General features: G+C 48.9%; 15 protein-coding genes and 4 tRNA genes. 5 read left to right on the top strand and 14 right to left on the bottom strand.

Going from position 1 to position 12,644, the window contains the following annotated elements:
- Window positions 1-4: 4 nt before the first annotated feature.
- The 11 genes from rplK to mnmC2 all read right to left on the bottom strand — a co-directional run bounded on the left by rplK (window position 5) and on the right by mnmC2 (window position 6,955).
- Window positions 5-448 carry a 50S ribosomal protein L11 gene (rplK, locus tag BN8_RS28290; protein ID WP_009285375.1) on the bottom strand — a complete coding sequence of 148 codons (444 nt, stop codon included), beginning with the start codon at window positions 446-448 and terminating at the stop codon, window positions 5-7.
- An 81-nt stretch (window positions 449-529) separates the two neighbouring features.
- Window positions 530-1,090 (bottom strand): transcription termination/antitermination protein NusG, encoded by a 561-nt coding sequence (gene nusG, locus BN8_RS28285; RefSeq protein WP_009285374.1) that lies wholly within the window; start codon window positions 1,088-1,090, stop codon window positions 530-532.
- A 12-nt stretch (window positions 1,091-1,102) separates the two neighbouring features.
- The gene (gene secE, locus BN8_RS28280; protein WP_009285373.1) at window positions 1,103-1,294 is read right to left on the bottom strand and encodes a preprotein translocase subunit SecE; all 192 of its coding nucleotides are present in this window, start codon (window positions 1,292-1,294) and stop codon (window positions 1,103-1,105) included.
- A gap of 13 nt (window positions 1,295-1,307) precedes the next feature.
- Window positions 1,308-1,381, bottom strand: a tRNA-Trp gene (locus BN8_RS28275).
- 121 nt (window positions 1,382-1,502) lie between these two features.
- Window positions 1,503-2,690: an elongation factor Tu gene (tuf, locus tag BN8_RS28270; RefSeq protein WP_009285372.1), complete on the bottom strand. Its 1,188-nt coding sequence runs from the start codon at window positions 2,688-2,690 to the stop codon at window positions 1,503-1,505.
- 182 nt (window positions 2,691-2,872) lie between these two features.
- A tRNA-Thr gene (locus BN8_RS28265) sits at window positions 2,873-2,944 on the bottom strand.
- 75 nt (window positions 2,945-3,019) lie between these two features.
- A tRNA-Gly gene (locus tag BN8_RS28260) sits at window positions 3,020-3,092 on the bottom strand.
- Window positions 3,093-3,140: 48 nt separating this feature from the next.
- Window positions 3,141-3,223, bottom strand: a tRNA-Tyr gene (locus tag BN8_RS28255).
- 176 nt (window positions 3,224-3,399) lie between these two features.
- Complete coding sequence (locus BN8_RS28250; RefSeq protein WP_051041166.1) at window positions 3,400-5,406, bottom strand: M13 family metallopeptidase; 2,007 nt, start codon at window positions 5,404-5,406, stop codon at window positions 3,400-3,402.
- Window positions 5,407-5,615: 209 nt separating this feature from the next.
- Window positions 5,616-6,197, bottom strand: coding sequence for a thioredoxin family protein (locus BN8_RS28245; RefSeq protein ID WP_040006991.1), 582 nt, complete (start codon window positions 6,195-6,197; stop codon window positions 5,616-5,618).
- Window positions 6,198-6,280: 83 nt separating this feature from the next.
- Window positions 6,281-6,955: a tRNA (5-methylaminomethyl-2-thiouridine)(34)-methyltransferase MnmC2 gene (gene mnmC2, locus BN8_RS28240; protein ID WP_009285369.1), complete on the bottom strand. Its 675-nt coding sequence runs from the start codon at window positions 6,953-6,955 to the stop codon at window positions 6,281-6,283.
- Between the two features lie 46 nt (window positions 6,956-7,001).
- On the opposite strand from mnmC2, the gene BN8_RS28235 reads away from it, so the two are divergent.
- Complete coding sequence (locus tag BN8_RS28235) at window positions 7,002-7,475, top strand: DUF4293 domain-containing protein (protein WP_009285368.1); 474 nt, start codon at window positions 7,002-7,004, stop codon at window positions 7,473-7,475.
- Between the two features lie 44 nt (window positions 7,476-7,519).
- On the opposite strand, the gene BN8_RS28230 is transcribed toward BN8_RS28235, so the two are convergent.
- Window positions 7,520-8,155, bottom strand: a complete 636-nt coding sequence (locus BN8_RS28230; protein ID WP_009285367.1) for a phosphatase PAP2 family protein — start codon at window positions 8,153-8,155, stop codon at window positions 7,520-7,522.
- Entirely contained in the window at window positions 8,152-8,634 is a 483-nt protein-coding gene (locus BN8_RS28225; protein ID WP_009285366.1) for a gliding motility lipoprotein GldH, read from the bottom strand. Before BN8_RS28225 ends, BN8_RS28230 begins: the two co-directional genes overlap by 4 nt.
- A 107-nt stretch (window positions 8,635-8,741) precedes the next feature.
- On the opposite strand from BN8_RS28225, the gene BN8_RS28220 reads away from it, so the two are divergent.
- From BN8_RS28220 to BN8_RS28205, 4 genes are all read left to right on the top strand, one after another.
- A complete protein-coding gene (locus BN8_RS28220; RefSeq protein ID WP_009285365.1) occupies window positions 8,742-9,104 on the top strand; it encodes a BlaI/MecI/CopY family transcriptional regulator in 363 nt (120 codons plus the stop codon).
- A gap of 2 nt (window positions 9,105-9,106) precedes the next feature.
- Complete coding sequence (locus BN8_RS28215; protein WP_009285364.1) at window positions 9,107-9,892, top strand: M56 family metallopeptidase; 786 nt, start codon at window positions 9,107-9,109, stop codon at window positions 9,890-9,892.
- A 239-nt stretch (window positions 9,893-10,131) separates the two neighbouring features.
- Complete coding sequence (locus BN8_RS28210) at window positions 10,132-10,863, top strand: hypothetical protein (RefSeq protein ID WP_229368425.1); 732 nt, start codon at window positions 10,132-10,134, stop codon at window positions 10,861-10,863.
- Window positions 10,864-10,933: 70 nt separating this feature from the next.
- On the top strand, window positions 10,934-11,380 hold the full coding sequence (locus tag BN8_RS28205) for a hypothetical protein (protein WP_009285362.1): 447 nt from the start codon (window positions 10,934-10,936) through the stop codon (window positions 11,378-11,380).
- Between the two features lie 49 nt (window positions 11,381-11,429).
- Here the strand turns inward: BN8_RS28205 and BN8_RS28200 are convergent, their stop codons facing one another.
- Window positions 11,430-12,629: a PSP1 domain-containing protein gene (locus BN8_RS28200; RefSeq protein ID WP_083882547.1), complete on the bottom strand. Its 1,200-nt coding sequence runs from the start codon at window positions 12,627-12,629 to the stop codon at window positions 11,430-11,432.
- Window positions 12,630-12,644 lie beyond the last annotated feature (15 nt).

Below are 12,644 nucleotides of genomic sequence, written 5' to 3'. Positions count from 1 at the left end.
TTAATTACTTCTCAAAAGGCGCCTGGCCCGTTACCGTGATACCCATGCTGCGGGCCGTACCGGCCACCATCTTCATTGCCGACTCAACCGTAAAGGCATTCAAATCAGGCATCTTCGTTTCCGCGATAGTTCTAACTTGATCCCAGGTTACTGAGCCAACTTTGTTCCGGTTTGGTTGAGCGGAGCCACCTTTCAGTTTAGCCGCTTCCATCAGCATAATCGGCGCGGGCGGAGTCTTAATCACGAAGTCAAAGGACTTGTCCTTATAGTACGTGATAAGTACCGGCAACACCATACCCATTTTATCCTGCGTCCGTGCATTAAACTGCTTGCAGAATTCCATGATGTTCAAACCCTTGGAACCCAGCGCCGGACCGATCGGAGGTGAAGGGTTGGCTTGCCCGCCTTTCACTTGCAGCTTTACGTAGCCACCGACTTCTTTTGCCATCGTCTTTCTGCTTTGTATCGGCTCAACGCAACCACCACCCAGAGGGAAGCATAGTGATCATTGTGACGAACCGAAGGTACTCTAACTCTCTTTTTCTACTTGTGCGTAACTGAGTTCTACCGGAGTGCTCCGGCCAAATATCTTCACGACGACGTTTAACTTTTTACGTTCGTCAAATACTTCCTCTACTGTACCGATGAAGCCACTGAATGGGCCATCAACAACTTTCACAGATTCCCCTTTCAGGAAAGCAACGGTAGGCACTGCTACCTCCTGCGTTTCTTCATCAACCTTACCCAGGATACGGTTTACTTCCGATTGACGAAGAGGAACTGGAATTTTTGAGTTTGTTCCTGTTTGCGAATTACCCAGGAAACCCAGCACACCCGGCATATTCAGGATCATGTCGAGTGCTCGGTTATTTGACAGGTCTGCCGAAATCAGAATGTATCCAGGAAAGAAAGACTTTTCACGAACGCGTTTTTTTCCATTTCGCATTTCGTAGACTTTCTCTGCCGGAATCAACACCTGCGGAACAACCTCCTCCAACTTTTGACGAATGATTTCGTTATCTAAGTAGGACTTGATTTTTTTCTCCTGCCCGGACACCGCCCGTATGACGTACCAATTGATGCCGCTCATTACTATCTTCGTTTAGAAAGACTGATAAAATGCGTTCAGCCCATTCTCAAACACAAAATCAATCAACCCGACTAATAGCGCAAAAATCAGCGATGCTACCAGCACCAGCGTTGAGCTGGCTTGCAGATCGCTGAATTTAGGCCAAGTCACGTTGTGCTGAACCTCCTCCCAAGAGTATTTCAGAAACGAGATAAACTTGTCCATGTATGTAAGGGATTGGCACGGGTGGAGAGATTCGAACTCCCATCAACGGTTTTGGAGACCGCTATTCTACCCTTGAACTACACCCGTAACGGAGCACCGCAAAAAAGTCCGTTTCAGAGTGCCGCTGAAACGGACTGCAAAATTACTGAATTATCTCAAAAAACAAGTGCATCCCTAATAAGAAATGCACTTGTTTTGAGGATTTTAATTAGTCGAGGATTTCTGTTACCTGACCGGCACCTACCGTACGGCCGCCTTCACGGATTGCGAAACGAAGACCTTTCTCCATGGCGATCTTGTTGATCAGGCTCACTTCGATAGTGATGTTATCACCAGGCATAACCATTTCTACGTTAGCAGGCAGTGTGATCTCACCCGTAACGTCCGTAGTACGGAAGTAGAACTGCGGGCGGTACTTGTTGAAGAACGGCGTGTGACGGCCACCTTCTTCTTTAGACAGTACGTAAACCTCAGCTTTGAATTTAGCATGCGGAGTTACTGAACCCGGCTTGCAGATAACCATACCACGACGGATATCCGTTTTTTCAATACCACGGAGCAGCAGACCTACGTTGTCGCCGGCTTCGCCACGGTCCAGAATTTTCCGGAACATTTCTACACCCGTTACAACTGACTTCAGGTTCTCAGCGCCCATACCGAGGATTTCAACCGGCTCACCAGAGTTGATGATACCACGCTCGATACGACCTGTAGCAACCGTACCACGACCCGTGATCGAGAATACGTCTTCCACCGGCATCAGGAACGGCAGATCCGTCTGACGCGGAGGCAGCGGGATGAAGCTGTCAACAGCGTCCATCAGCTCTTCGATAGTTTTTACCCATTTGGCATCACCGTTCAGACCACCCAGAGCTGAACCCTGAATAACCGGAATGTTGTCACCATCGAAGTTGTAGAAGCTCAGCAGTTCGCGAATTTCCATCTCAACGAGCTCGAGCAGCTCAGGATCATCCACCATGTCCACTTTGTTCATGAACACGACGAGCTGAGGTACACCAACCTGACGGGCGAGCAGGATGTGCTCACGAGTCTGAGGCATCGGACCATCCGTAGCGGCTACCACGAGGATAGCACCATCCATCTGCGCAGCACCCGTTACCATGTTTTTCACGTAGTCGGCGTGACCAGGGCAGTCAACGTGTGCATAGTGACGCGAAGATGTTTGATATTCTACGTGCGATGTATTGATGGTGATACCACGCTCCTTTTCTTCCGGGGCGTTATCGATCGAAGAAAAATCCCGTTTTTCGGCCAGACCCTTTTCGGCCAGCACTTTCGTAATGGCAGCCGTCAGCGTCGTTTTACCGTGGTCAACGTGACCGATCGTACCAATGTTTACGTGCGGTTTCGAGCGGTCAAAATTCTCTTTTGCCATGTTTTTAAAACGCTATTGTGAACTGTTATTGGTTTTTGGATGAACTTGCTTATTACGAAGAAAGTGCCCTTGCTGGAGCACTTACTTTCCGTGTCGCCGGTGAACGTCAAACAGTTGACGGCAATTACCGTTTTTTGTTGTGTTCATCGTGCCAATAGTATCCTATCAGCGCTACGACATTGAGCCTTCTATCGGATTTGAACCGACGACCTCTTCCTTACCAAGGAAGTGCTCTACCACTGAGCTAAGAAGGCAATCTGCAATTCCTAATCCACACAAAAAACAGCCATCGGTTGATAACTGTTAAGCGGTGGTCAGAACGTTGCCAGAGCGGAAGACGGGTCTCGAACCCGCAACCTATAGCTTGGAAGGCTATCGCTCTACCAATTGAGCTACTTCCGCAAATCAGTTTTCAGTTTACCATCGAGGTTCTAACTAAAAACTTTTTTGTGGGGAGTGGAGGATTCGAACCTCCGAAGGCGTACGCCAGCAGATTTACAGTCTGATCCATTTGGCCACTCTGGAAACTCCCCAAAAATACTTTTAAAGAACAATTTGCCCGCCCCTTTCCGGTTTGGAGTTGCAAAATTACATGCTTTTACAACGTTGTCAACAATTCTGGCGAAAATTCTTTGTTATTCTTTGTCAGTTCTGCTTACCCGGCTCAATTTTAAGGGAGGCAATTAATTGCCTCCCTTAAAATTGCACATCACCAAACCTTGATACGCTCTTCTTTTGATTTATACATTTTGTCGCCTGGCTGAACGTTAAATGCTTGATACCAAGCATCTATATTCGATAAGGGGCCGTTGCAACGATACATACCAGGTGAATGTGGATCGGTTAAGATCAACTGAGCCTGCGTTTCAGGCAAAACGTTGATGCGCCACACTTGCGCCCATGATAAGAAGAAACGTTGATCAGGCGTAAATCCATCAATTTTGGTCTTTAACTTGCCTTGTGGCGTCTTCTTGAACGCATCGTAGGCAATGGCCAGACCACCCAGATCAGCTAGGTTCTCGCCGAGTGTCAGCTTTCCATTCACTTTCAGCGAGTCAAGTACTTTATAACCAAAGAACTGAGCTTCAACCTTACCGGCCCGTTGCTTGAAGTTTTCGGCATCCTCTTTAGTCCACCAATCACGGAGCGTACCGTCGGCGTCGTACTGACGACCTGAGTCGTCAAAACCGTGGGTCATCTCGTGGCCGATAACGGCACCAATTCCACCGTAGTTGACGGCATCATCGGCGTCAAAATCAAAGAACGGGAACTGCAGGATAGCGGCCGGGAATGCAATTTCATTGTTAACCGGATTGTAGTAGGCATTCACGGTAGGCGGTGTCATACCCCACTCGGTTCTGTCTACCGGTTTGCCAAGCCGGTTGATCATATAGTTATACGACCACTTGCTGGCCGACTTTACATTGCCAAAGAAATCATTACGTGCAATGTTTACGCCGTCGTAGTTCTTCCACTTATCGGGATAGCCAATTTTACGTTTGAACGAGGTCAATTTTGTCAGGGCACGCTTTTTCGTATCGTCGCTCATCCACTCGAGGTTTTTGATGTGCTCTTTATACGAGGCTTCGAGGTTATCAACCAGAGCCAGCATCCGCTGTTTTGCTTCCGGCTTGAAATATTGCTGCACGTATAATTGGCCCAGTAGATCGCCGAGCGTCCCATCGATCAGACCACTAATTCGCTGCCAACGGGGCGTTTGCTCCTTCTGTCCGGTCAGTACTCGTGTGAACGCAAAGTTCTGCTTAACAAACGCGTCGCTGAGGTAAGGCGCAGCTCCTTTCAGGATGTTCCAACGCATGTACGTCCGTAAGTCCTCCACGGGCGTGGCCGCAACCAGGCTGTCGAGTGAGCGGAAAAAGGCCGGGCTTTGTACTAGAACCGTATCCTGGTTCTTGGCACCATACTTCACCAATTGATCAGCCCAATTGATACCGGGCGTTTGCTTGGAGAAGGCCGCCACCGCCAGTTTGTTATACGTCTTGTATGGGTCACGCAGCTCAACACGGGGCATCTGTACTTTGGCCAGTGCCGTTTCAAGCCGCATGATCAGGTCGGCGTCCTGCGATGCCTGAGTCGGTTCTTCACCAATCAGCACAAACATCTTAGTCAGGTGATCGCGGTACGCTTCACGGATTTTTTGGCTGCGGGCATCATTTTTCAGATAATAATCCCGGTCAGGGAGCGTAGTACCACCCTGCGAGAACTGGGGCAGGTACTTGTTCACATTTTTACGATCCTGCGCAACAAAGAAGCCAAACAACATCCCATTTCCCTGCGCTCGCTGGTAGGCCAGTTCGTCGAAGAAAGCGGTTTTGTTATTTACTTTTTCGATACGTGCCAGATCAGGGCGGATTGGATCAAAACCCCGCTTCTCAATGGTCAGGCTATCCATGCCGCTGGCGTAAAAGTCGCCGACCATCTGATAAAGACGCCCTTTTGTTGTCGTTTTGGCTGACTCCTCCAGCAACGACTTCATGGCGTCAAGGCTTTTTTCGCGCAGTTCGTTGAAGCTCCCCCACGACGTTTTTGACGCCGGGATCGGATTATTACGCAGCCAGTTGCCGTTGGCGTACCGATAAAAGTTGTCGCCTGGCTTCACCGACGTATCCATGTTTTCCGGATCGATGAACTTCCGCTTCGGAGCAGCAGGCTTCGGAGCTTTATCTTTGGGAAGCGTCGGGGGCGTTGCGGCCATCAGACCAAAAGCTACCACTGCCGCCGACAGGCAAATCGTTCGTTGACTCATGTAAACTACGTGTTGGGTTAATAAACAGACTACAAATTTAATAGAACACAGGCTAAAAAAACAGAACACGGATCAGACACTGGCTGGGACTGTCGCGGAGCTAATCCGTTTCAGTTCGAGCAATTTGTCTGATCCGTGTCCGATTTTGGGAAGGCGAATTATTCGCCCGCTTTGGCCGTCAGAGGGCCGGGATATAGTTTGGCGTACGTACCGGCTTTGTATTTGTCGAAGGGTTCCTTCTGGTTGTAGTCTCCTCCAAAGTAAGTAATGATCTGGTGAAATGTCCGAGGCTCCAGATAACCGGCAATTGGTTGAATGAGGTTAAATTTCTCATCCATGAACACCGTTGACGGGTAGCTCATCTGATTACGCAGCAAGGCAGCCGCCAATTCATGAATACCCCGGCCGCTCGCGCTACCGACGTATTTAAAGGTCTGTTTATTGATCGTTACGTCGCCCTGTTGTTCGGCGTTGAACTTAACGGCGTAGTAGTTTTCGTTGACATAGTCTACTACGGCCGGATTTGTGAACGTCTGTCGGTCCATGACCTTACACCAGCCACACCAGTCAGTGTAGACATCGATGACAAACTTTTTCGGGGTTTTCTTACCCAGTTCGTAGGCTTGCTGAATAGTAAGCCACTTAATTTTTTTAGGGGCGGCTTTCGGCGAATCGTCAGGCCGAAATGAGCTGAGAACGAACAGCAGTAAGCCGGTCAGAAGCAGAAACAGACGGTTCATGCGCATGCTTTTTTGTTGTAACGCTCGAACAAGGAATTAAATTTAATGAAATGACCCAGCGGGGAAAATATTTCCCTCTTCAATCAGGCTGGCTTAACCGCCCGAATAATCTCCCGTTTGTAGGCCGGTCCGGAGTGTTTTTCTACCTGGAAGCCCACCGCCTTCAGATTACGCTGAACGTAGCCTTTCGAGCAGTAAGTCGTCAGTATACCTCCTGCCTGCAAAATGTCTGCCATTTGGCGAAAAACAGCCTCAGTCCACAGTTCGGGTTGAGCCTCCGGTGCAAAGGCATCGAAATAAATCAGGTGAAAACGCTCGGTGGCCCGAAAATCCTGCAAAAGTCCGTGAAGCTTGGTTAACGAGAAAAAAGGATGAATTTGTACGGTCTGGTTCCAGTCTGCTTCGTGTAGTTGATGCAGGTAGTTGGTATCGAGCAGTTGGTCAAAGTTCAGTTGGTGGGCCTCGTCCAACGGCACGGGATACGCTTCAATGGCAGTATAATAAACACAACGTTGGTGCCGCTCGGCTTCCCTGGCGGTTAGCAGCGCATTCAGTCCAGTACCAAACCCCATCTCAAAGATACGTATCGACGACTCATCCGAAAATCGGTTGAACGCTTCCTGCAGCCCAAGTTCAATAAACACACGCTGGGATTCCTGCCAGGCACCATGAACGGAGTGATAATGCTGTCGCGTTTCCTCACTGTATATCGAATGGGAACCATCGGCAGTCAGGACAAGTCGGGTAGCTGCTTTCATAATCTTCGGTTTTGGGCTACTTTTGCGCTCCAAAACAATAGGCCCAATGATTCAACGCGTTCAGACTATATTTTTGTTTCTCATTACCGTAGCGATGGGCGTCGCACTGGCCAATCCAATCTGGCAAAAAGCGGGAGGTAGTGCTACGGAAACCGCTCAACTGACGGCTTTGCAGTATAGCCAGCAAACCGGCCTGACGAACGTAATTACCCCGCTCTGGTACCTGGGACTTCTTATGGCACTGGTTGGTATTATTGCTCTCTACGCCATCTTCCAGTTTCGTAACCGACTGTTGCAAACGGGCCTGTGCGCCATTAATGCCCTGCTCCTGACGGCTATCATGGGTATTATCCTGTACAGAGCTTTGTATGCCGGTAAAGAATACGGTAATCCAGCCGATCAGGGTACGTTTCTTTTAGGCTTCTACGCTATCATTGCTGCGCTGCTTTTCAACGCTTTGGCGAACCGATTTATTCGCCGGGATGAAAAACTGGTTCGCGATTCGAACCGGCTACGATAAGACTCAAAACCCGCTTTTAATTACTAAAAGCGGGTTTTTCATGACTAAACAGTCTCTTTCTTGTGAAGAGCCCACCGCTGCAGGGCAAGATATACGGCAACAGAGGAGACCACGCCAATCAGGGCACCGGCAAAAACATCTTCCACAAAGTGCTGAAACAGGTATACCCGTGAATAGGCCGTTAATACGGCCAGCAGTATCCAAATCCAGCTCCGATTTTTACGGTCATCGAGCATCGCCAGCAGACTAAACACGGCAAAGGCAGAAATAGAATGCCCGGACGGAAAACTATTATAGCTGTGAATATCCAGGCCTTCGATAAGGTGGTATTCATACGTTGAATGCTCCAGGCGTTTCAGTGGCCGCAGTGCTTTAGGAAAGGCCAGTTGCTTCAATGCAATCGAAGTTAGGGACGATACCGCGAAACTGACAAATGCCATGACACCTATCCGCCAGTAGCGAATAAGAAGAATCGTACAGATAAGTACGAAAAATGCGCCGTCGCCCATGTAGGTTGCATATGTGAAGAAAACGTCGGCGTACCGATTATTCCGAACGTTGACCCACTGCATGAGCTGCTCCTGCGAATAAACCAGTTGCAATACTCCAACAACAGCCAGCACCAGCAAATACGGCACGAAAAAATACTGATTCTTGCGTAGTAGGTTAAGCAACATCATTGAGCGGCTCCAGTGGCTTTTTCGACCGTAATCCCCACACTCAATACGTTCAATAGTGGGTCCTGCCGCATGTATTGACGGATTTGAATCGTATACAGCCCCGGTTTGGGAAACCGGTAATTTCGTTTGATCAGTACTTTATGGTCAAAAAGGTCACCGAGTCCGTCGCCATTTGGTTCGCCGGTTTTTGGGTCCATCAACAGCAGCTCGTCTAATCTGGATTCAATCTCTTTTCCCGATGAATCGCGCAGATAACGCGTTAGATATAGGTTATAATAACCGTATGACAGGCTATTCCGTAGGTTATAATAGATGTTGTAGGGTATCGACGCATCGTCTATCCGGAATGTAAAGGAAGGCGCATTTTTTACCGCCCACTTTCCATCTTCAAAATCTACATACTCCTTGTAAACTGTATTCTGGTCGCACCCAACAAGACCAACAACAAGTACCAAAATCAGCCAACCAAATTGTTTCATATCAGCGTAAAATGTTTGCAAAGCTACAACCACGTCCTATGCTTTTCAAACGATAAAAAACTACGTAGTTAGTTTGTAAACGACAGAAATAGTTATAGGTTTGTTTTATGGAGAAACTAACTGCCAAGGAAGAAGAGGTTATTCAGGTACTGTGGAAGATGGAACAGGCCTACGTCAAAGACATGCTGCCACATTTTACAGATCCCCCTCTGCATTATAACACCGTATCGACGATTATCCGTAATCTGGAAGAGAAAGGGTACGTGGGCCACCGGGTTTATGGAAACACCCACGAGTACTACCCAATCGTCAGCAAGGAGGACTACCAAAACCGGTTTGTGCTCAAAAAAGTAGTCGGCGAGTACTTCGACAACTCTTACAAGAACCTGGTAAGCTACTTTGCTCAAAACGAGAAAATCTCGGCAGACGAGTTACGAGAAATCCTGTCCATGATCGAAAACAAAAAGTAAGCATGGAACTGCTGCGCTACTTCCTGCTGGCCAATCTGCTGATAGCCGTTCTAAGCGGTGCTTTTTATGGCCTGCTTCGGCGCGAAACTTCTTTTAATGCGAATCGGCTTACGCTTTGGCTGGGTTTAATAGCCGCCCTCGCTTTACCATGGCTGGAGCTGCCCGACTGGCGACCTCAGCCGGTTCGGGCGGCCATGCAGCGTACCGCGCAGCTTATTACGCCAGGTGTTCAACCCGACCCGACCGTTCAGTCCCCACAGGTGATCATCACGTATCCGGATGGTCGGACATATCCAGCCTTCAATTCATCAATCACCGCCGATAACTGGCCCTGGCAAACCTGGCTGGTTTTTGGCTATGGCTTTGTTGTTCTACTGCTGTTGCTACGGTTCGGGTGGCAATTAACATCGCTGATAAAGTTGCTACGTCACACGTTTCGGGAAGAGTATGACGGTTTTACCCTGATACATGCTGAAAACGATACGGCTCCATTTTCTTTTTTTGAGTGGGTCGTGCTTAACCCACACCAGCATGACCCCGACGAACTCGAGCAGATTTTACGGCATGAGCGCGTTCACGTCCGTGCACGGCATAGTTTGGATATGGTTGCAGCCGAACTCCTTTGCATCGTTTTTTGGATTAACCCGGCTGTTTACCTCTTTCGACGGCTCCTTCACCAAACGCTCGAATTCTCGGCCGATCGGGCGGTATTGAACGAGGGGGTTGAAGCCAAAGCCTACCAGTATAGCTTGTTAAAAGTAAATCTAACGACTGGGCAATCCTCATAAGGGCAGCTTTATTCCCAACAGCCATGTACTCGTTCACTAACCACTTCAACGGTTCAACCCTGCGGGAGCGCATTTTGATGATGAACCGTCCCAACTCCGGCCGTTCAATCTGGATTCGGTACGCTTTATTAGGCTTAGTGTTGTGTATAACCACCTTGTTCGCCTGTCGTCATAAAGCGGACAATCGCGAACTTAATCTCCGACATAACACTCTGCCAGCTACCAACCCAACCCGGGCGATGGTGCTTGAACTGGAAGAGAAGGACTGGTACTGCCATTTGTCGCTTCAAAACAATAGACCAGACAACCCGCTTTGGAAAAGCGAACCAATTGTTGTCGTTGTTCAAAACAATCAGTTGGCTTTGGCCGATGATTATAAAGCTGAGACATTGATATACATCAATGGCAAAGCGGCATCTGAGGCTGCATTGCAGAAGATTTCCCCTGAATTTGTGGACGAGGTGTTTGTTCTCCGCAAACTGGAATACGGCTCAGATGCAGCGTATGAACCGAAGCCGTATCGTGTACTGATCCAAACCAGCCCTAACCTGCTCCCCTTCACTAAATCGCGTAGCCGGTTTTTCACACTTTTACAGGCAGCCGCTGTCTCAAAGCATCCGTTTGGCGAGACCTATTCGTTCAACATGAATCAGTTGCTGGAGGCCACGTTCTTCCATAATAAAAACGCATTGGTTGAACGCACGAAAAATCAGCACTTGAAACTCTCCGATGAGTTCAGCGATAAAACCGATGTTTATATTAATGGCATCCCGGTTAAGCCAGAAGAAGTAACGTCAGTACATGTTCGGGAGGTCGCTCGTTTATACACCCGCGAACGTCCCTTCACAGACTGGTTCCGAGCAGACCAACCCTCATCACGTTTTGAGCTAAACATCCAGACAGCCCCCAAACGGGCTAAACGTGACAGCTCGTACTACGTATTCAGCCCGTTCTATTCGGGTGATTTTTAAACCGATGCCAGCTTAAACTAAACCCCGTCCTCCTTTGTCTAACTACTGTAGTAATGACAATTGAAGCGATATGAAACTTTCCCTGCGTTCTTTCCGAGTGCTATTGGCTCTGCTGGTTCTATCCGGTACGTCTTTCGGCTACTCTGCGGCCGATGCTGTCAGTCGGTCGGACACTACCAAGCCTAACCGGACGCGTACCCGGTCGGCGTACGAACGACCGGCGCCTATGATCATGCCCGGTATGTCGCTGGACTCAAATTTCAGGTCGCTACCTAAGCAGGATCCCGCGGTTCAACGGGTCGTGCCAGCCTGGCTGAAAGCTAAAACAACCGGTAAGCCGACATACGTAGTAAACGGCAAAGTAGCTACGGTCACTCAGTTACGTGGTTTACAGCAGCAGCAGGTTGTTTCTATAAAAATCCTTCCTGGCGAAGATGCCTTGAAATTATACGGTGGTAATGCCCGTCAGGGTATAGTGCTCATAACTACCCAGGCGGGTCTGGAACCGAATCGCTGATTTGTTTTAATCAAAAAGCCCGTCGATCAGTGATCGACGGGCTTTTTGATTATTGTGCTTTACCGTTGAGCGGGGCAGGTGCTCCGTTCGCATTTCCGGTTTTGGCTTTTGACTTCTTTTTCTTCTTTTTCGCCTTGGTTGCGTACTTCTTGTCCAACCGATCGAGGTCGCTGTTCAGGGCCGCTGCGGTTACAGGCTCTTTATCAGCCACCGGGGTCAGTACATCGAATGACTCCGGAATGATGCCCTGCTTATTTAACTCCACGATTTCCAGCACCCGATCAATTGGCAGCGGATACCAGGTACTTTCGGTGCCGTAGCCAAACCACATAATCTTGCGGAAAATGTCCGTCTTTTGCAGATAAGCCCGGCCTTTCTGGGTTTCTAACGGTTTATCAATCGTCGGAATGTCGCGAAGCGCATCCACATACGTATCCAGCTCATAGTTCAGGCAGCACTTTAACCGCCCACATTGTCCCGACAGCTTTGCCGGATTCAGGGACAGGTTCTGGTACCGGGCCGCCGACGTAGCGATGTTTTTGAAATCAGTTAGCCATGTAGAGCAGCATAATTCCCGCCCGCATGAACCGATACCGCCTAACCGGCCGGCCTCCTGCCGCAAGCTAATTTGACGCATCTCAATCCGGGCTTTAAACTCGGCCGCCAGTAGTTTGATCAGCTCCCGGAAATCAACCCGTTCTTCCGACGAGTAGTAGAACGTAGCTTTCGTATTGTCTGACTGAAACTCAACGTCAGACAGCTTCATGTTCAACTTCAGGTCGCGAATAATTTCGCGAGCCTTGTACAGTGTCGGTAAATCGCGATTTATGGCCTGTTCATGTTTTTCCAGATCTTTCTGCGTGGCAATCCGATGAATCACTTTTGTATCATCAGAAATTTTGATGCCTCGCTTTTTAACCTGAAGCCGCACCAGTTCACCCTGTAGCGAAACTGAGCCCATGTGGTAGCCCGACTGCATTTCTACCACCACGAAATCCCCGGTTGTTAAGTCAAGCTGGTGAACGTTACGGTAGTAATCCTTACGTCCGCCTTTGAATTTAACCTCTACTATATCGTATCGTTGCCAGCCTGGCGTTGCCATGTCGCTTAGCCAGTCGAACGAGTTTAATTTATTACAACCACCGGTTCCGCATCCTCCGCTGGAGCATCCTGCCACGGCCGTTTCTTTACCGTCGGCCGCTCCGCGTTGGGTGCCACATCCGCCTGTTGCGCACGATTTGCATCCCATATAGTTTACGTTTAC

The sequence above is a fragment of the Fibrisoma limi BUZ 3 genome (assembly GCF_000296815.2).
In the GTDB taxonomy this organism is placed as follows: Bacteria; Bacteroidota; Bacteroidia; order Cytophagales; family Spirosomataceae; genus Fibrisoma; species Fibrisoma limi.
Note: the sequence above shows the minus strand (reverse complement) of the source record. Positions and strands in the feature narration are given on the sequence as shown.

Excerpts from the sequence above, each read along its gene's own strand:
- BN8_RS28245 (WP_040006991.1), bottom strand. The coding sequence starts at position 6,197 with ATGAACCGTCTGTTTCTGCTTCTGACCGGCTTACTGCTGTTCGTTCTC.
- BN8_RS28205 (WP_009285362.1), top strand. The coding sequence starts at position 10,934 with ATGAAACTTTCCCTGCGTTCTTTCCGAGTGCTATTGGCTCTGCTGGTT.
- nusG (WP_009285374.1), bottom strand. The coding sequence starts at position 1,090 with ATGAGCGGCATCAATTGGTACGTCATACGGGCGGTGTCCGGGCAGGAG.
- BN8_RS28220 (WP_009285365.1), top strand. The coding sequence starts at position 8,742 with ATGGAGAAACTAACTGCCAAGGAAGAAGAGGTTATTCAGGTACTGTGG.
- BN8_RS28230 (WP_009285367.1), bottom strand. The coding sequence starts at position 8,155 with ATGATGTTGCTTAACCTACTACGCAAGAATCAGTATTTTTTCGTGCCG.
- rplK (WP_009285375.1), bottom strand. The coding sequence starts at position 448 with ATGGCAAAAGAAGTCGGTGGCTACGTAAAGCTGCAAGTGAAAGGCGGG.
- tuf (WP_009285372.1), bottom strand. The coding sequence starts at position 2,690 with ATGGCAAAAGAGAATTTTGACCGCTCGAAACCGCACGTAAACATTGGT.
- BN8_RS28210 (WP_229368425.1), top strand. The coding sequence starts at position 10,132 with ATGGTGCTTGAACTGGAAGAGAAGGACTGGTACTGCCATTTGTCGCTT.
- BN8_RS28250 (WP_051041166.1), bottom strand. The coding sequence starts at position 5,406 with ATGGCCGCAACGCCCCCGACGCTTCCCAAAGATAAAGCTCCGAAGCCT.
- BN8_RS28215 (WP_009285364.1), top strand. The coding sequence starts at position 9,107 with ATGGAACTGCTGCGCTACTTCCTGCTGGCCAATCTGCTGATAGCCGTT.
- mnmC2 (WP_009285369.1), bottom strand. The coding sequence starts at position 6,955 with ATGAAAGCAGCTACCCGACTTGTCCTGACTGCCGATGGTTCCCATTCG.
- BN8_RS28225 (WP_009285366.1), bottom strand. The coding sequence starts at position 8,634 with ATGAAACAATTTGGTTGGCTGATTTTGGTACTTGTTGTTGGTCTTGTT.
- secE (WP_009285373.1), bottom strand. The coding sequence starts at position 1,294 with ATGGACAAGTTTATCTCGTTTCTGAAATACTCTTGGGAGGAGGTTCAG.
- BN8_RS28235 (WP_009285368.1), top strand. The coding sequence starts at position 7,002 with ATGATTCAACGCGTTCAGACTATATTTTTGTTTCTCATTACCGTAGCG.
- BN8_RS28200 (WP_083882547.1), bottom strand. The coding sequence starts at position 12,629 with ATGGGATGCAAATCGTGCGCAACAGGCGGATGTGGCACCCAACGCGGA.